12 protein-coding genes, 1 tRNA gene and 1 other RNA gene are annotated in these 18,175 nt (G+C 51.8%); 7 read left to right on the forward strand and 7 right to left on the reverse strand.

The window, feature by feature from the left end; genetic code table 11:
* Positions 1-199 precede the first annotated feature (199 nt).
* Positions 200-2,701 carry a DUF1549 domain-containing protein gene (locus Enr17x_RS28010; protein ID WP_145313514.1) on the reverse strand — a complete coding sequence of 834 codons (2,502 nt, stop codon included), beginning with the start codon at positions 2,699-2,701 and terminating at the stop codon, positions 200-202.
* 529 nt (positions 2,702-3,230) lie between these two features.
* Here Enr17x_RS28010 and Enr17x_RS28015 point away from each other — a divergent pair.
* The 4 genes from Enr17x_RS28015 (at position 3,231) to Enr17x_RS28030 (ending at position 9,509) form a co-directional block, all read left to right on the forward strand.
* Positions 3,231-4,577, forward strand: a complete 1,347-nt coding sequence (locus Enr17x_RS28015) for a DUF1501 domain-containing protein (RefSeq protein ID WP_145313516.1) — start codon at positions 3,231-3,233, stop codon at positions 4,575-4,577.
* A 110-nt stretch (positions 4,578-4,687) separates the two neighbouring features.
* On the forward strand, positions 4,688-6,871 hold the full coding sequence (locus tag Enr17x_RS28020) for a hypothetical protein (RefSeq protein WP_145313518.1): 2,184 nt from the start codon (positions 4,688-4,690) through the stop codon (positions 6,869-6,871).
* Positions 6,872-6,955: 84 nt separating this feature from the next.
* The gene (locus tag Enr17x_RS28025; RefSeq protein ID WP_198000840.1) at positions 6,956-8,167 is read left to right on the forward strand and encodes a DUF1570 domain-containing protein; all 1,212 of its coding nucleotides are present in this window, start codon (positions 6,956-6,958) and stop codon (positions 8,165-8,167) included.
* 148 nt (positions 8,168-8,315) lie between these two features.
* A complete protein-coding gene (locus Enr17x_RS28030; RefSeq protein ID WP_145313521.1) occupies positions 8,316-9,509 on the forward strand; it encodes an AI-2E family transporter in 1,194 nt (397 codons plus the stop codon).
* A 108-nt stretch (positions 9,510-9,617) separates the two neighbouring features.
* Here Enr17x_RS28030 and ltrA read toward each other — a convergent pair whose 3' ends face one another.
* From ltrA to Enr17x_RS28050, 5 genes are all read right to left on the reverse strand, one after another.
* Positions 9,618-10,949 carry a group II intron reverse transcriptase/maturase gene (gene ltrA / locus Enr17x_RS28035; RefSeq protein ID WP_198000841.1) on the reverse strand — a complete coding sequence of 444 codons (1,332 nt, stop codon included), beginning with the start codon at positions 10,947-10,949 and terminating at the stop codon, positions 9,618-9,620.
* 171 nt (positions 10,950-11,120) lie between these two features.
* Positions 11,121-11,294, reverse strand: coding sequence for a hypothetical protein (locus tag Enr17x_RS29805; protein ID WP_198000726.1), 174 nt, complete (start codon positions 11,292-11,294; stop codon positions 11,121-11,123).
* Between the two features lie 335 nt (positions 11,295-11,629).
* On the reverse strand, positions 11,630-13,078 hold the full coding sequence (locus Enr17x_RS28040) for a right-handed parallel beta-helix repeat-containing protein (RefSeq protein WP_145314244.1): 1,449 nt from the start codon (positions 13,076-13,078) through the stop codon (positions 11,630-11,632).
* A gap of 171 nt (positions 13,079-13,249) precedes the next feature.
* Positions 13,250-14,407: a ribosome small subunit-dependent GTPase A gene (gene rsgA / locus Enr17x_RS28045; RefSeq protein ID WP_145313523.1), complete on the reverse strand. Its 1,158-nt coding sequence runs from the start codon at positions 14,405-14,407 to the stop codon at positions 13,250-13,252.
* A gap of 34 nt (positions 14,408-14,441) precedes the next feature.
* On the reverse strand, positions 14,442-14,951 hold the full coding sequence (locus Enr17x_RS28050) for an FHA domain-containing protein (protein WP_145313525.1): 510 nt from the start codon (positions 14,949-14,951) through the stop codon (positions 14,442-14,444).
* A gap of 175 nt (positions 14,952-15,126) precedes the next feature.
* On the opposite strand from Enr17x_RS28050, the gene rnpB reads away from it, so the two are divergent.
* An RNA gene (gene rnpB / locus Enr17x_RS28055) (RNase P RNA component class A) lies at positions 15,127-15,504 on the forward strand.
* Positions 15,505-15,774: 270 nt separating this feature from the next.
* On the forward strand, positions 15,775-16,221 hold the full coding sequence (locus Enr17x_RS28060) for a hypothetical protein (RefSeq protein ID WP_198000842.1): 447 nt from the start codon (positions 15,775-15,777) through the stop codon (positions 16,219-16,221).
* 121 nt (positions 16,222-16,342) lie between these two features.
* Here the strand turns inward: Enr17x_RS28060 and Enr17x_RS28065 are convergent.
* A tRNA-Leu gene (locus Enr17x_RS28065) sits at positions 16,343-16,427 on the reverse strand.
* 277 nt (positions 16,428-16,704) lie between these two features.
* Between Enr17x_RS28065 and Enr17x_RS28070 the strand changes: the two genes are divergently transcribed.
* Positions 16,705-18,132: a DcaP family trimeric outer membrane transporter gene (locus tag Enr17x_RS28070; RefSeq protein ID WP_145313529.1), complete on the forward strand. Its 1,428-nt coding sequence runs from the start codon at positions 16,705-16,707 to the stop codon at positions 18,130-18,132.
* The last annotated feature ends 43 nt before the right edge of the window (positions 18,133-18,175 follow it).

Raw genomic sequence — 18,175 nt, forward strand, 5'->3', positions numbered from 1 at the left:
GCACGATCAGGCCGGTTTCATTCGATCGGTTTTTAACAGTCCGAACATCGCCAGGCGGGGCGACGTATGGGTCGCCTCCTACCCGACTATGACAGGGCCTACCCCCTGAATGGTTTGATTGATAACAGTTCCAAGACCTCCCATTCACCTTTGGACAAGCCAACAGTGCCACCTGAAACTATGATCCAATCAGAGCGACTTAGTGATTAAACAGGAACTCGCGGCTGTTGCTGATCGCCCACATCACATCCTGGTAGCCTTCCCGCTTATCTTTCGAACTCTTGACGATCTGGTCGCAGTTTGCCAGTTCCTCTTTCGTGGGATACCTGCTGAAAGCCGCCAGATACATTTCGGTAAAGACGTCATGATCGGGCGTTTTTGCTTTCAGTAACTCTTCAATCCGCCCGTTTTTGGTGGATAACTTCGTGTTGATCAGTTTTCCGTTCGCCACCTGCAGCACCTGTGCCAGATTCGGCTGACTGGTGCGCTCACACTCACAGGTAATGACGCGTTTCGGCCGTCCCAGTGTATCCAGGAAATACGAAGTATAGTTAGGGTCAGGCAGTTCAATCGCCCGCGTTCCCTGAGGCACACCACGGAACCGTTCCTGGGCACCCGTGATATCGTCGATCGCATCCAGCATCACTTCTGCCGGCAGCCGCTTCACGTTGTAGTGCGTATAGAAACGGGTTTTCGCGACATTTTCCGGTATTGGCTCCGAAGACAACTGATAGGCTCGCGAGTTCATAATCACCCGCATCAATTCTTTCAGGTTATACCCCGATTCTACAAAGTGATCGGCGAGCGCTTCCAGTAGTTCCGGATTCGAAGCCGGGTTCGTTTCCCGCATGTCATCAATGGGCTCAATAAATCCGGAACCCATATAGTAAGACCAGAAGCGGTTCACCATGTTTTTTGAAAACAGACGATTGTCGGGCGCTGTAATCCAGCGTGCCAGGGGACGCCTGAAATCACGATAAGATGTCACGTCGATTGGCTCACCCATTAACGGAGTTGGCTCCATCGTTTTCCGCGTCCGCGGATGACGAATCGAACCGCTGCCTTTCACTTTGATCACCGTGTCTGCCCCCAATGCACCGAAATCGACACTGGCTTTATTGCCCACGCGCGTGAAGAACGCAGCCAGACTGTAATAGTCTTTCTGGCTGTAAACCTCAAACGGATGATGGTGACACTTCGCACATTGCAGGCGCACTCCCAGGAAAATCTGCGATGTTGCTTCCGCGAGATCTTCCGGCTTGGTCGCAATTTTGAAATAGTTGGCAGGTCCGTTCTCATATATCGAACCTTGTGCCGTAATGATCTCGGTCACGAAATCATTCACCGGCTTGTTCTCACGCAGGGACTGGCGAATCCAGTTTGAAAACGCCCACATGCCGCCATCACCAACTTTGTTCCGGTTAATTCGCAGCAAATCGCCCCACTTCATTCCCCAGTAAGCACTCCACGATTCAACATACACATCACGCGCCGGATCACCGGTCAGGCCCAATAGTTCGTCAACCAACTGACGCCGTTTATCGGGCGCTTTAGAGGCCAGAAAGTCTTTAACCTTTTCGGGTGTCGGCAAGGTGCCAATCGTGTCCAGAAAAACGCGGCGGATAAAGACTTCGTCTGAACAGAGCGAAGACGGCTCAACGCCAAGTTCTTCGAATCGTCTTTTAATATGCTCATCAATAAAATTATTCGGCTTGAATTCAGCCAGATTGACTTTTGATTTGTAAGGTGAAACCACGGTCGAAATTTTCGCCTGACCCATATACCGCACCATGATCGCGGTTTGTCCCGGCCCCTGAATTTCGACTTTCCCCCGCGGCGTAACAGTCGCAATGTTTTCAATCAGGCTGTCATACTGCGCCCGCGCGGTCACATCCTGTTTGGAGCCATCACTATACTCGGCAATCACCCGCAGCTGCTGGATGTCTCCTTTTTTGTAGCGTCGCGACATGGGAGTCAGTTCCATACCAACCACCGTCGGCTCTTTGCTGTCAATTTCTGTCACCGCTTCAGAAATCCAGGTCTGCATGATCCGATACTCATACGAATCTTTCGCAAATCGTCTTCCGCCACCATGGGCGACTGCCATCGACGCTTTCTGTAGAATCAGACTCTTCTCAGGCTGCAAAATGGAAATTCGGCGCTGCCGGTCATCGCGGGCAATCTCGGGATAATCCTGTTCGGGAGCATAACCAAAGAGCGATAACTTGAAGCCCCCTTTTCCGAACTGAGACGCATGACAGCCTCCCAGACTGCAGCCCCCTTTATTCAAAACAGGAACCACGTCTTTGATAAAGCTGGCATTCTTTCCATTTGGAGTTGGTTTCACCGTTACAGAAATTTCTCGCTGCTTACCGGCATGTTCCACCTGAATTTTTCCGTCGCCAAAACCAAGTGGACGCACCAGACCTTCGGAATTCACTTCCAGAATTTTTGGAGACAAACTGGTATAGCGGACTTCATGCGTCAGATCGCCGACAATTTTTCCGTCCTGCAACACGGGCACTTGAACCTGGAAATAATCCAACAGGCCGGTCAACGTCGTTTTTTCCGGCGAGATCTGAAACGCGGGCTCAGCTGCCTGACCGACGTTAAGCAGGAACGAACAGGCTGCAAACGCAACAACAACCAGCATCCGATTCAACAAGTGATTTCTCTTCAAGTGAGTCTTCCAGTTCTTCATGAGATTAACTCTCTTTATATTTGCAGTTTACTATTAGAAAACATCGCATACAGGGAATGCTTCTAACAGGAACATGTATGACATCTCAAAGTCAGCGCCATGCAAGAGGCGAGGTTGGCAGGTCGGGTGCAGGATCAGGTGGGAATTCAATGGCCTAACATAAAGGACCATTTATACTTAAATATACTAAAAAACAAAACAAAAGCAAAAAAAACCTCTGTTTTTTAGTAATCTTTTTTAATGGGGCAGGGCAAGACGATCAGATAGCACTTATACACTAATCGGACGCAGAACTCGTCTGCTCCTCTTATTTTACCGCTATATTTTAATGCGATCAAGGAATGATTTTTTTGAAAGCCAGATTCCTTCTTATTAATTTCCTGCATTGAGACCGATTTTATATTTGCCTACCTTACATAAACGGTTACAATTATGTTAGTTATCTTTCCAAAATGTTAACGACATAACAATAGTCCCTCCAAATATATTCCCGCCAAGACACGGGTCCTGCCACATTAAGGAGTTTCTGATGCTGAAGCTGTTCCCACAAAAAGTTTCCAATTGTGAGACCGGTAGCCGACGCCAATTTCTTTTAGAAGTTGGTGCACTCAGCGCATTTGGAATCACCCTCGATTCGATGATGCGAGGTCAGGCTCATGCTTCCAACAGCGAGTCTGGTGCGCTGGCAGATCCATCCAACGATACGAACTGCATTCTGATCTGGACACGTGGTGGAACGAGCCATCACGACACCTTCGATCCCAAACCAAATGCTTCGGCTGATGTACGTGGCGATTTTTCAGCCATCAGTACCGCGCTGCCCGGTTATCAGTTTTCTGACCAACTGCCGCTGTTTGCAAAACATGCCAACGAGTTTACCATCATGCGGAACCTGAACCCGCAAAACGGTTCACACTCCACCGCTGATGCATTCATGCTCTCGGGTCACAAATTCAATCCGTCGGTCACTTACCCATGCTATGGTGCTGTGATCGCGAAGACCAAAGGTTTCAAAACCAACATTCCGCCGCACATTCAAATCGGTACCAACGTAGACCGACGCTTTAATGGCGGGCTGGGCGGTTACCTGGGACTGCAATACAACCCATTCGAAATTCCCGGCGATCCAAATGCGAAAAACTTCACCGTGCGTGATATCTCTCCACCATCGGGGATTTCTATCGATCGCATGAAACGACGCCAACAGGCACTTCAGGCCATCGATACACTGCAACGACAGGCCGACCAAAATCAAAATGCCTTTGAAGCATCCGATGCCCATTATAAAAACGCCTTCAGCATGATCACTTCGGCTGATACTCAAAAGGCCTTCGATCTGTCCGAAGAATCCAACAAAACCCGCGACGATTACGGACGTCACTACCTGGGACAAAGCTGTCTGCTGGCCCGCCGGCTGATTGAATCCGGCTCACGCTTTGTCACTGTCAGCAGTGGTGGCTGGGATACCCACACCAATAACTTCAAATCATTGAAAAAATCATTGCCCCCCTTCGACAGGGCTCTGACTTCACTGGTCCTCGATTTGAAACAGCGAGGCATGCTGGATAACACACTGGTCGTCTGGCTGACCGACTTCGGCCGGACTCCTGTCATCAACTCGGCTGCCGGTCGCGACCACTGGGCTACCGCTTCTACCATGATGATGATCGGTGCTGGTACTCCTGCAGGACAGATTGTCGGCGCCACCGATGACATCGGTTCACGTCCGGTTGGAAAAGAGTATTACCCTGCCGATGTAGCGGCTTCCATTTATACCAAACTGGGAGTGAACCTGGACCATTACTTCATCTCTCCCGAAGATGGACGTCCTCTGATTGTCAATGAAGGACAACCCATTCCGGAACTGATGGGTTAGGGTTCATACACAAACTCCTTATTCATACACCGCGGTGCCCCTCTGGACGTCATGCCCAAAGGGGCATCGCTTTATCAGGCACTCAACTTGATCACATTCAGGACAAACCGATGCGCTGCTTAGCTTATTCATTACTGACCCTCAGCCTGTTCTTCGCAACATCTTCCCGGTCGAATGCCGCCGATGCAAAGAAAACACCGCCGCCGTCAAAAATCGGTTTTCGGCAACTGGTCACGTTTAAACCGGCTGCCGTTCAACAGGGGGATAAGCGAACCATCCAACTCCACAGCAGCTACACTCTGGATGGAACGCATTCGGTCTTCTTTGATCAGCCCGGCATCAATATGAAGTTCACGGAGCCTAAGCCGAAAGCAGCGCCCCGACGCGGCCGTGGATCGGTAGGGACTCCGTTTGCCTTTGAAATCGACGTACCTAAAGATCAACCCACACGCATTTATGAGTGCCGCGTCGCCACAGATCAGGCCGTCTCCAGTGTCTCCCATTTACTGGTCACTCCCTACCCTGTGATCGAAGAAGTCGAAAAGAAAGACAACAACAGCTTCGACACCGCTCAGCCGGTCACTGTTCCATCCACGGTCTGCGGCATCTGTGAAAAATCAGAAGACCTGGACTGCTTTAAATTCACCGGCAAAAAAGGGCAGGAAATCACACTGCAGGTTTATGCCCAACGCGTCACTGAAGCCATTCATACCATGCAGACCTCCAATGTCTATCTGATGGATTCCATTCTGACTCTGTATGGACCACAGAAACAGATCATCGCGCAGAACGATAACTTCGTCAAATCCGACTCACTGATCACGTTCAAATTACCCGCCGATGGTGAATACGTATTTGAAATCCGGGATGCCCGTTATGTCGGTACCGGAAAGTATGCCTACTGCATCGAAGTCAGCGATACTCCTTTTGTCTATCACACCATGCCTCTGGCGGTTCAGAAAGGTAAAACCGCTGAAGTCGCTTTACAGGGACACGCCTTGAAAGGTCAGACCAAAGCCACGCTGTCTGCTGCCAACGCTAAAGAAACCGGTTGGGCTCAGCGCACCTTGAAAACCTCTGCCGGTCAGACCAACGCTGTCTGGACCCTGGTCAGCGACAATCCCCAGGTGACAGCACCCGGCACGAACATCTCAACCAAGACCGCCTTCCCGCTGACTCTGCCCGTTGGCGTCAGTGCCCAGCTCGGTGAACCCGAACAGACTCATTACTACTCGTTCAAAACCAAAAAAGATCAATACTACTTCTTCCAATTGATGTCTAACCGTATTGAACTCCCACTCGACTGTGTCATGCAAATTTACGACGACAAAGGTAAAGCACAGCGGATCTATGTCAACGGCGGGGCAAATACCGAAGCCGACGACGGACTGAAGACAAAAGACGCGGAGTTCTATTTTAAAGCACCTGCCGACGCCGAGTATTTCGTCACAGTTCGCGACTTGCACGATCGTGGTGGCCCGCGGTTTACTTACCACCTCTCCGCACAGCTCAGTGGACCGGAATTTGAAGTCCACGGGGAATACTACTATGCACAGATCGCTCCGGGAACCAACATGCTCTGGTTTGCCAAAGTGAAACGTTTGAATGGCTTCGATGGCCCGATTGAAATGAACATCGAAGGACTTCCCAAAGGGGTCACCTTAGAACCAGTCACACTGCCTCCCGGCGTGAATGATTGCGGCCTGATTTTGAAAGCCGCCAAAGATGCGCCGATCAACGCCTCACTCGTCAAAATTACGGGGAAAGCAAAAGTCCCCGGCCCTGACGGTAAAGAACGTGAAATCGTGCGGGAAGGCAATATCACCTGTGAAATCCAATCCCGGGGCGGCGGGCAGGCACGCTGGCCGATTCACACATCGATTGTGGGCGTCACCAAGCCACTCGACCTGCTGGAAGTCACCGCGACTCCCAGTGAAATCGTTTTGAAACCCGGCGAATCGGCGGAGATCAAAGTCAAAATCAAACGCAGCGAAGTTTATAAAGATCCGGTCACACTCGCGACTTCCTTTATGTACTTCAATTCGAAATTTGGAGAACAGCTGCCCCCCGGTGTGACACTCTCTAAGAAAAGCAAAACCCGTCTGGCCGGCGATACGCTGGAAGGCACACTGATCATTGAAGCATCGGAAAAAGCAAAGCCCATCAAACGCTTCCCGTTCGCTGCCATGGCACGCGTCGGAATCACATTCTCGATTACGACCAACTATGCATCGAACGTGCTTTATCTGACGATCACCGATTCTGAAGGAAAAGACAAACTGGCTAAAAAATAGGGATCGACTTCTGCTCCTCTCCCCCCTATTCTGGAAGTATCCGGTTCACTTCTGCGCAGAAAGTTTAACATGGTGTGGAGAGAGTTGAAAACAAAGTCAGTACTGTCCTGCATTTGGCGTGCGCTGACTGTTTCTCTCCTCTGCCTTTGTTTCCCACAAGTAAGTTGCCTGACATACGCGCAAGATTCCACAAAATTAGACTCAACCGCAAAACCAGAACAGCAGCTCTACGAATTCACTTTCATCGACGCACAACAACAGACGCAGACGATTCAGGCCACTCAAGTGCTTGAAGCCCAGGATGGGGGCGTGGTGATGCTGACCCGCGACGGTCGCTTACTGACGGCGACACCGGAACAGCTCAAACACAAAAAACAGCTCGGTCAACCGTTTACCCCGCTCACGCATGAGGAACTCGAACAGCAACTGAAGTCGGAATTCGGCCCTGATTTCACAATCACGCATACCAAGCATTTCACCATCTGCAGCCAGGCCGGGAAACGTTATTCGAAATGGTGCAGTTATCTGTTCGAACGCTTATATAACGTGCTCCACAATTACTGGAACAGCAAAGAACAACCGCTGCACGATCCCGAAGTCCCTCTCATCGCCGTCATCTTTAAAGACCGCGCCAACTTCGAACAATACGCCAGCCAGATTCTCGGTGCAGGTACATCCGCCACGCACGGCTTCTATTCGATTCAGTCAAACCGAATGGTGCTTTACGATTTAACAGCTGCCCCCAATGAACGCCCCGCCTTTACCGACGCCGACATCTTGAGAAAACTACGGAAGTCGCCGTTCAACATGGCGACCATCATTCATGAATGCACGCATCAGATTGCCTTCAATATCGGCCTGCATACCCGCTTCGCCGATAATCCACTCTGGCTCACCGAAGGCATGGCCACCTATTTTGAAACACCCGATCTGCGCAGTAAAACGGGCTGGCGTACCGTGGGCAAACCGAATCCCTGGCGACTCACTCAGTTCCAAAACTACGCCCGCTCCCGCAGGCCCGCCGATTCTCTGCAAACGCTGATTGCCTCCGATGAACGATTTCAGAATGCAGAAACGGTTCTCGACACCTACGCAGAAGCGTGGGCGTTTTCCTACTTCCTGATCAAAACCAAACGCAGGCTGTACGAAGAGTATCTGCATCGGATCGCCGCCAGAAAACCGCTCATCTGGTCCACTCCTGAAGAACGCCTCAAAGAATTTCGATCGGTGTTCGGCGCTGATCTCCGACGCCTCGATCAGCAATTTCTCAAATACATGCGACAAATCAGCCGCTAATCACGCTTTTTCTCTTTGCATCATTCCCGTTTCCCAGTATCGTTGCGCATACGCGGCTTGAACGGAGCGGCGTATTTTTGGCACATTTTCTGCGGCAATTTCAAACCGGTTCGCGCGTCATCGCACTCAGCATATAAGGGCTCCCTCCATGTCGACTCCCCTGCAACCTTCCGATGAACAAGCCAAGGTGATCACTGGCTGCTTAATGCTGCTCTCCATCATCGCGCTCGCATTTGTGTTTTATATCACGAAAGCGGTGCTGATACCGTTTATCATTGCCATTTTTATCGTCACCATTTTTACCCCTTTGGTCGACTTACTTGTCTTGAAATGGAAGCTGCCGCACATCATCGCGATTTCTGCCACGCTGTTGCTGGTTCTCTCCATCGGCTTTCTCATTTGCCTGACCTTGATTTATTCGACCCAACAAGTGATCGCTAAAGCGGAAACCCAATACAGCGAAAAGCTGGGAATTTTTATTCAGTCGATGTTCGAAACGGTCAAAGAAGTTGAGAGTCCGCAGCAGAAAACAGACACCGAAGCCATCGAATCCGCCGCGCCGGAAATTAGCACGCCCCAAACTCAAACAGCTCCCGCTCCTGACACACAACCTGTAGAAGCCCAAAAACCGGAAACAGGCTGGTTTGGAAAAATGGGAATTAACCTGAATGTCCTGCAGGACCAGATCACGGACTACATGAAAAACGCACTCCGAATCATCGCCATCGGTACGATGCAGACTGCCTTGAACTTTACCACGACTTCTTTTTTCGTCGCGATCTTTGTGATTTTTCTCCTCGCAGGACGAAATCCCGAGGCGGTCGTCCAGAATGTGATTTACCGGGAAATCGAACAGAAAATCCGCAGCTACATTTCCACCAAACTGATCATCTCGCTGATCACCAGTGTCCTGGTGGGAGTCACGCTCTCGCTGTTCGGCCTGGAACTCGCACTGGTCTTCGCGATCCTGACCTTTCTGCTGAATTTCATTCCTTCGATCGGTTCGATCATCGCCACCCTGCTGCCGATTCCCGTCGCCTTCGCTCAATTCTCGGACAGCCCCTGGACGATCGCCGCCGTCATCCTGATTCCGGGCGGCATTCAGATGATTATCGGAAACGCCATCGAACCCAAAATCATGGGTGAAGGTCTGCAGCTGCATCCGGTGACCGTGCTCTTGGCACTTTCGTTCTGGACGCTGCTCTGGGGACCGATTGGCGCGATCCTGGCTGTTCCCATTACCGCCGCGATCCGGATTGTGCTCATGCGATTTGAATCGGGACAAACCGCCGGGAATTTGCTGGCAGGCATCCTGCCCGGGGAATCGACGTCGGTCGCATAATCAATAAAAAACCAAAGATAGGGGTAGGAAGGACCGGTTGCTTCCGGTCCCCCCTCCCTCCGAACCGGACGTGCGGTTCTCCCGCATCCGGCTCTCCGGTTGGTAGTTTTACCTCTGCGAGGATTGACTGGCCAGAACATGGGATTGTTTCAAGGAGAACAGTCCCTGTTCGGCAAAATAAGCATTGGGCCAGCGTAAATGATCGTGTCCTCGTCCGCGACCTTTGCCTTTACGACGTTTCCGAAGTATACTTCGCAGACGCATGCGAACCCACTGATCCAGGATGGTATACGTGGAAGGCTGGCAGTGTTGAAAATAATTGAACCAGCCACGTAGCGTCGGGTTGAGCTGTGCAATGATGCATTGAAGGCTATGCCCGTTCGTCCGCCTCGTCTTCTGCCGAATGGAGTCTTTGAATTTCTGGAGACTTTTCTTTCGAGGGAAGCGATAACGCCCCTGGAAAGTGTAACCCAGAAAATCGAAGCTCCCCTCGGCCATGTCGACGATGTGAGTCTTGTCCGGATGCAGCGTCAGGCCGGCTTCCGCCGTCCACTGCCGCACCATCTCCAAAGCTCGCTCGGCGTCTTCCCGAGTTCGACACAAAATCACGAAGTCGTCTGCGTAACGGACCATCTCAATTCCGGCTCCCGCCATCAAATGGTCGAGGGGATCGAGATAGATGTTGCTGAGCAACGGGCTGATCACCGCTCCCTGGGGGCTCCCACGATCGGGAGTCCATTCGGCAAGGTCATCTAGAATCTGTTGACGCAGAAACATCTCGATCAGCGTCAGCACCTGGCCGTCGCTGATTTTCTCCCGGACCCGATTCATCAACTTATCGTGGGGAATTGTGTCGAAATAGCTCTTCAAATCTGCATCCACCACATATGTGTAACCGCTTTCGAGCAGCGTATCGACACGCTGTAGCGCATCCTTACAGCCGCGCCCGGGACGGAAACCATAGCTTTGCTCGGCGAAATCCCGTTCGAAGATTGGTTCCAGCACTTGGCGTAATGCGGTCTGCACCACCCGATCCCGAGCTGTGGGAATCTCCAGAGGACGCAGTTCCCTGCTCCCCGGCTTGGGAATCCACTGTCGCCGGATTGCCTGCGGTTGGTAGTTTCCTTCCCGCAGTTGTTGCGACAGCTTTCTCAGGTTCGGGATCAATCGCTCGGCGAAGCGTTCGCAGCTGACGTGATCCACACCAGCTGCACCGCCGTTGGCGGCTACTCTACGAAACGCCTGATACAAATTTCGATCACGATCGACTTTATCGATCAGACTGAACCATTGGCCTCCTTTCACCCCCGTTTCGAGGGCCGTCAACATGCGGTCTGTCCAGACACATGGTTCTACCCAGTCCCAGCGGGACGAAGCTTCTCCGACTTGTTTAGCCGCAAACGGCACTCGCGTCGGTTTTTGTTCCCTGTTTCGGTTCATTCCACATCTACCTTCCTGCATCCCTTTGCTCCACGGGCGTTACCCCGCTTCTTCGCTAATATGGATGCTCTGACTCCTACCCAACTGGCTCTTCGTACCGGTCGGCTCCAGAGAATCCGGAATCCGGCACATGAACGCCATCCTTAAGATCGGGCAGGTCTCCCTGCTTCATCACATCAAACCTTCAGACCATTCCGTCTCCAACCACCCCTCGTTGCCCCCGGGACCGACCTGGTTTTGAACCACGGGGCTGACCGTCGCGGAACCGCTGGCAGCGGTCCCGCACCCACTCGGCAGAGTTTCGCACGACGTCACTTGGGCTTCGCCATTCCCTAGCTGGCTCACCACAACGAAAAGCCGAATCGAGTTCGTTATCCTACGGACTAGTCGTTCACATCCGGTTGCTCTCCACCTCCTCTCACGAGAACGCAGTTACCTTCTGTTACGAAGTTCAGGTCAAACTTCGGCAAGGACTTTCACTTCGCTGATTCAATGCGCTTGCAGGCGCACTAGGGGCGGAACCCATGTGTCCGCCCGCCTGGTGATGTGCAATCTCAATTCAGACTTCGAATGGAACCGGAGAAAAGTTCCGAACAGCAACACTCAAACCACGTCGACTCCGCGGGTAGACACATGGGTCTACCCCTACACGACCTCAAGCAACGCTGAGAACGAGTGCATCACTCCAGCATCAAATTATTCGTCGCCGCTGTTCCCGGATCGATTTCCACTGCCCCGGAAACGAGATTATCGGTCACCTGATTCTGCTGCCCGCCGGTGACGCGAATAGCAAAGTCTCCGACCGCTTCGGTGATCAGGCAATCGGAAATGCGGGACTGTCTGACGTTCTTCAGCAGGATACCGCCGTGCTCGCACTCGCGAATGGAGCAGTTCGTAATATTCATCCGCTCGCAATTCTCCACAATCAGGCCGGCAGGAACTTCCAGCGTGGACTTGATATTCAACGCGTTAAGCGTGCAGTCCTGGCAGTCTTTAAAGACGTTCGCGTTTTTCGTGGGGGCCCGATAGTCAGGGTTGCGATCCAGCAGATTCGCCCCCAGCACGATGTATGAAGAATCTTCGACGAGCAGATTATGTTCGTATGCCTGCCACAGGGTATTGCCGGTGATGGTGATCCCGCGGGCGTGCTTGAGATGAATATTGACGGCAACATCACTCATCGAATTGTCGGCGATCGCAAAGTTCCCGACCTTCCGTGGGTCCTGGGGGCCGTTACCGATAAACCGTACGTTGGCCGCATCGGGCGCGTTATTGGTATGTTGAATGGTGCAACCAAAGATCGCCCCTTCGCGTAGCGAGCCTTTGGAAATATCAAACAGAATATTCGCGGTCGGGAGAGTCTCTTCGCCCATGTTGCCTTCAATGTCGCAGTTGCCGATCTGAATATTGCGGATTTCACTTTCACGAACGACGATGCCCCCCTGCTTGTTGTAGCTGATGTGCGAATCGGAAATATTGACCTGATGCAGGTTCAACCGATCCAGATAAATGCCGACCCCTTCATTCTGATACAGATGACAGTCATCAATGGCCACATTCCGGTTGCGTTCAAAGAGGTGAATCCCATGCAGGGCGTTACGCACCACCAGCCGCGTAATTGTCATCTGCATCGTTTTGGTGGCGGTGATCCCAATGGCTTCGGGATGTTTGCCGACGATTTCGATGCCGTCGACCATCGGCGTCCGTTCTTTTTCCCAGACAACCGGCTGAACCGTTTTGGGACTGGCGGTTCCGTTATGCGTACCGATAAAATGAAACGCCGGTCCCGCGCCTTCCATTAGAATCGTCGCGGTTCCATCTCCGGAAACGGAAGTCGGGCCGACCTTCGTTAAGTCAATCACAATCGGTTTAGTGAAGCGATAGCGGCCTCGCGGAAACCGCAGCGAACCAACGGATGCATCGACCATTTTTTGAATCGCCGCCGTGTCATCGGTTTTGCCATCCCCGGTGGCTCCATAATCCAGCACCGTCTTGCCCCCAGTGGAACGACCGCCTGGTTGCGTTTGTTCCTGACTCAACAGGCGATGAGAATCGGCGGGAGAAAACAGATAAAGAACGACCGTTGCCAGAGTGACAAAACAAACGGTGGACAGGATTCTCGCTTTCATGGGGATGACCTTACAATGCTGGAGTTGTTTCAGGCAGGAAATTGAAGGCCCCATTGGCAAGTTCAATAATTAACGAACTTTAAAAAGGGCTCCCTGAGTCTACGCAAGTCGCGAGAGAGGATCAACCGTGGTGCGTGAGAAAATGCCGCCGTCATTCCGCGGACAGATACTTCAGGTCTGATGATAAACGGGCCGCGGCTCGTCACCGGCGATGATTTTGAGATAGCTCTGATAACGCTGGCGGGAAATGAAATCGTTGGCGACGGCCCGTTTGACGCCGCAATCGGCTTCGTGCGTATGAGAACAATCGGGGAAACGACACTGCGGAACGAACGCATGAAATTCGCGGAAGAAACCTTCAACCTCTTCCGGAATGACATCCCATAATTCCAGCTGGCGAATGCCCGGCGTATCGACCACCCAGCCCCCACTGGCGATTTCCAAGAGGACCGCCGAACGCGTTGTATGCCGCCCCTTGCGATTCTCCTGACTGATCTCGGCCGTCTCGAGAGACAACCGACTGTCAATCTGATTCAGTAATGACGACTTGCCCACGCCACTCTGACCGGAAAAAACGGTCTGCTTTTCTTTGAGCAGGGATCGCAGTCGTCCGATGCCTGTGCCATCAACGACGCTTGTTAATACAATGTCATAACCCATCTGGGCATATACACCGATCAACGGTTGAAACTCAACCGGATCCACCAGGTCGATTTTATTGATGCAGATAATGGAATGGATATTTCCCTTTTCCGAACTGATCAAAAACCGATCGATGAGCGAAGGCTTGAGCGGCGGATCATCTGCGGAGACGACAATCACGGCCTGGTCGATATTACTCACCAGAATATGTTCGCGACGCTTACTGCCTCGTGAAAGATAAGAGCGCCGCGGCTCCACGCGTTCGATGACGGCCTGATTTTCATCCCCATCCGGTCTGATCAGAACATGATCGCCGGCAACAACGGCGTTGCGGTCATCGCGGGCCATTGTGCGAACCAGCCGACGCACCGTGCAATCAAACCGATGCCCGTCTTCGGCCTGCACGACCGAGTTTAATCCCTGAGATCGAATCACACGGCCTTTGAGACAGGTACTCTCGTCAATGTCGATGACGATTGCGGTTCCGTCTTTGGTCTCCTGCTCTACCCCCATTACGGTGCGGTGCCGCGTCAGATCTCCTTTGCCCGTCAAACGCTCGCTAGCATCCATGTATTGCGAATCGAGTTGCTCGTCCATCTGATGGCTGGAGAGCTTATTCTTCCGGACCTTTCTCTGGCGGTTTTTCTTAAATGCAACCCGGATTTTTTTTCCTTTTTTCTTTGCCACTACAATTCCGGTTCCATCACCGTCAGATCAAAATTCATGCGGAAGTCTCCTCCTCGTCATCGTCCATATCAATCAGAAATTTCATACCCAGTTCTTCATCGGTCATTGTCGATTCATCTTTGGGCAGAACAATTTCGTTGGGTTTCTTGGCAGGCGGTGCCATAGGACGGCTCGGACGTTTTTCCGGTCGAGTCAGCCCCGCTTTCTCCATCAGACTCATCTCAAATGGATTTTCGTCTTCCGGCGGCGGTTCATCGGATTGAGGAGTATAGTTAATTTCAAATTCGTGCTTGGCAATCGAAAGCTTGTCGCCGGGGAGGAGCCACTTCATATCACAGCGTTCGCCGTTGACCTTGATACCATTACGGCTGTTCATATCGCGTACGCGCCAGTAGCCGTTCAAAAACTCCAGCTGACAGTGATGTGACGAAATATTGGGGAATTTCAATGTAATGTCACATCGACTACGGCGGCCGATCAGCAATACCTCAGAAAGCAACGGGATCGGGTCGCCACCTCCACAAGGGTTTAATTCACCTAACATTCTGAATTCCTGGTCTCTCTATTGTGTAATCTTGAGCGCAATTGCTTATTTCGCCCGCACCTTATTAATCTATACTGCTGGTCAGACATTATAAACCCTCTATATATAAAGAAAAGTCAGAATTTGGGGATAGTTCAAACAATCCCCTTACCCTATACTGGTCTGTTCAATAGCGGGAGTCGGCTAAGTGGTCGCTGCGAATTCTTCGGAATTCGTGGAGGAAAGTCCGGGCTCCACAGGGCACGGTGGTGGGTAACTCCCACCGTCCGCAAGGATAGGGAAAGTGCAACAGAAAGCAAACCGCCTGACTGGTTCGCCAGTCAGGTAAGGGTGAAACGGTGCGGTAAGAGCGCACCAGCAGGCCGGGTGACCGGTCTGGCTAGGTAAACCCCACCGGGTGCAAGACCAAGCAGAGAGCAGTCCTGGTTCGCCAGGACACGGATCGGCCCGATCCGGTACGACTCTCGGGTAGGTCGCGCGAGGCAGCAGGCAACTGCTGTCCCAGATAAATGGCCACTCTCGACATAACCCGGCTTATCGGCTTACTCCCGCTTATTGTTTCTCCCTCTCCAGCCCCTTTTAATGTCATTTCGACTGCACTACAACCAGGAAACAGTTGTCATTTTGATTGTAAATCATTCCATTCTATTGCATATTCGACAACACTTCAAATCATTTTCGCAACATTAGATATTTCGTATCCACTTATAAATCAATCACTTACAAACATTCGTCCATTTTATGGCACGGCACGTGCTTTAAACCTCTTTCATCAACGACAAGTAAGCCACTTTTAAACAACATAACATTAAGGGAGATAATGATGAAAAATTTCACACTCGCCATCGCAGCTTTGGCAGCCGTCACTTTGGTCAGCAGCACTTCATTTGCTGCTACCCCGTTCTGCGGCACCAGTGACTATAACAACTCACGATACGAGTCACGTTATAAGTCACGATACAACGACCACACAGCCAGCAACTACAACCGGAAGTACAACGACTCGGTTTACAACAGCCGGAACTATCTGAATAACAGCTATTTAAATAACAGCTATCGAACCACGCGACCTTACAACTCGCTGACGAATCGGCTCAATAGTCTCTACAGTAGCCCCTGGTCAAAGCCGCTGTTTACGGACTACACATACCGAGCGAGAACAAACTACAACTCGTTCTCGGCCAATTCAAATCGGTACAACTATGACCGCCACGATCGCCATGATCATGACCACCATCACCACAACAATAACTGGCGTTACGATCGCTAGGACGTAACCAAAAGGTAAACCAGCCAACCCCTGGTCGAGTCCCACTCGGCCAGGGGTTATTTTTGGTACGCGCATGAAAAAAGGACTCAGAGCGGATTTGCTCTGAGTCCTTTTTTTACAATGCCCAAGAGAGGATTCGAACCTCCACGGGGTTTACCCCCACTAGAACCTGAATCTAGCGCGTCTGCCAATTCCGCCACTTGGGCCTGGGCATTTATCGTATCCCCTTTTTAGATAAACCCTTACAACAATTCCATTTAATGAAACTTGCGGGTTGTCACACTGAGAGGCGTGACGGGGAAGCAGGTATAGTAAAGACTTTGCGCCCCTTTTTCCAGTCACACATACGCGATTTTTCCCATATCACAGCTGAGGAATTCCCGAGCTGGTTCGGTTTAAAATTGCGGTTTTCCCTATCTGCGATACCTGATAAACTGTGCATTCCTCGCTTACCTCTCAATATTCACATCATCGAACAATCCCATGCGGTCGATCCCGGGACTGTTACTGGTCCTTTTCCTCATGCTGACACCCGCTACGGGGTGGGCACAGGGCAATCTGTTGCCAACCTCAGAGTCGACTGCTGCGCGCGTCAGAGTCAGCGATCCTGGTGAACCAGTTGATCCCTTTCTCACGATGCCCGACCAGCCGGCTGCCCAGATCGAGCCTGTCGCATACGATGAAAACGGCCTTCCCTTTGTTCCTCCTGCACCGGGAACGGAACCCTTTGACTCAACAGTCCAACCACTCCCGGAATACACTGAATTGACCAGTGGAGATGAAGCACGTTTTGCCAGCCAGTTTTCCACTGACTCCAGTCAATTTGATATCGGACTGAACCTCTACTCGGCGCCCCCCTTCGAAGGAGGGTTGATTGTCTTCGGCCCCAATGTCGCCATGAAGTTTGGCGGCTTTGTGAAAGCGGATTTCATTTATGATTTTAATCCCATTAATTCGACGGATTCGTTTGTCACCACGAGCATCCCCGTCGATGCACCGCCCCGCACCAATGCGCGGTTTCATGCCCGGCAATCGCGGTTAAGCTTTGATACGCGCTGGTTATCCGACGATCGAATTATCCGCATCTATGTCGAAGGCGATTTTTTCAGCGAAGGAGATCGCTTTCGTCTCCGGCACGCCTTCGGTGAAAGCGGACACCTGCTGGTGGGCCGAACCTGGACGACTTTCACCGATGTGGCAGCAGCGCCCGCGACACTCGACTTCGAAGGCTCGGTCTCGAACGTCAATCGCCGGACGGCACAGGCCCGCTGGACGCAAACCGTTTTCCATGACGACTTGAAACTGGCACTCGCCGTGGAAGACACCGATTTTATTATTGAAACACCTTTTGGCGTCACCGGAGAGCCGCGCAAACCTTCACCCGACTTTGTGGGACACCTGCGGCTCGATCGGGAACGTGCCCAGTTTCAGGTCGCCAGTCTGTTTCGCGTGGTCGGTTTTCAGCCTACGGGAAAAAGTGTGATCACCAAATCGGCCTGGGGGCTCAATTTTACAGGAGTCATCCTCGCCACAGATAAGACCAAGGTCTATTCTCAAATCGTCTTTGGTGAAGGGATCGGCAGCTATCGCGATCTTCCCGATGCCGCTCCAACCGCAGCCAACCAGAGCGGTCTCATGCCGCTCTTCGGCTGGATGGTCGGCGTGACTCATGACTGGAATGATTCTCTCAGTTCGAACTTTACCTACGCCGAGAACTCACTCGGCACCACCGCCTTTCAAAACCCCAATGACGTCGAAGCGACGACTTACCTGGCTGCTAATTTGATCTGGAGCCCGCTGGAACGGGTTAAGGTGGGGGTCGAGTATCTCTATGGAACACGGGAGAACGTCAACGGGGCGATGGGAGACGCACACCGGCTCCAAGCCTCTTTTATCTTCGATCTGCCGTGAGGCTCTGACCACGCTTATTTATCAAAAATCCCAAAGCTTGCTG

Origin of the sequence: Gimesia fumaroli, assembly GCF_007754425.1 — a bacterium.
GTDB classification, from domain to species: Bacteria; Planctomycetota; Planctomycetia; order Planctomycetales; family Planctomycetaceae; genus Gimesia; species Gimesia fumaroli.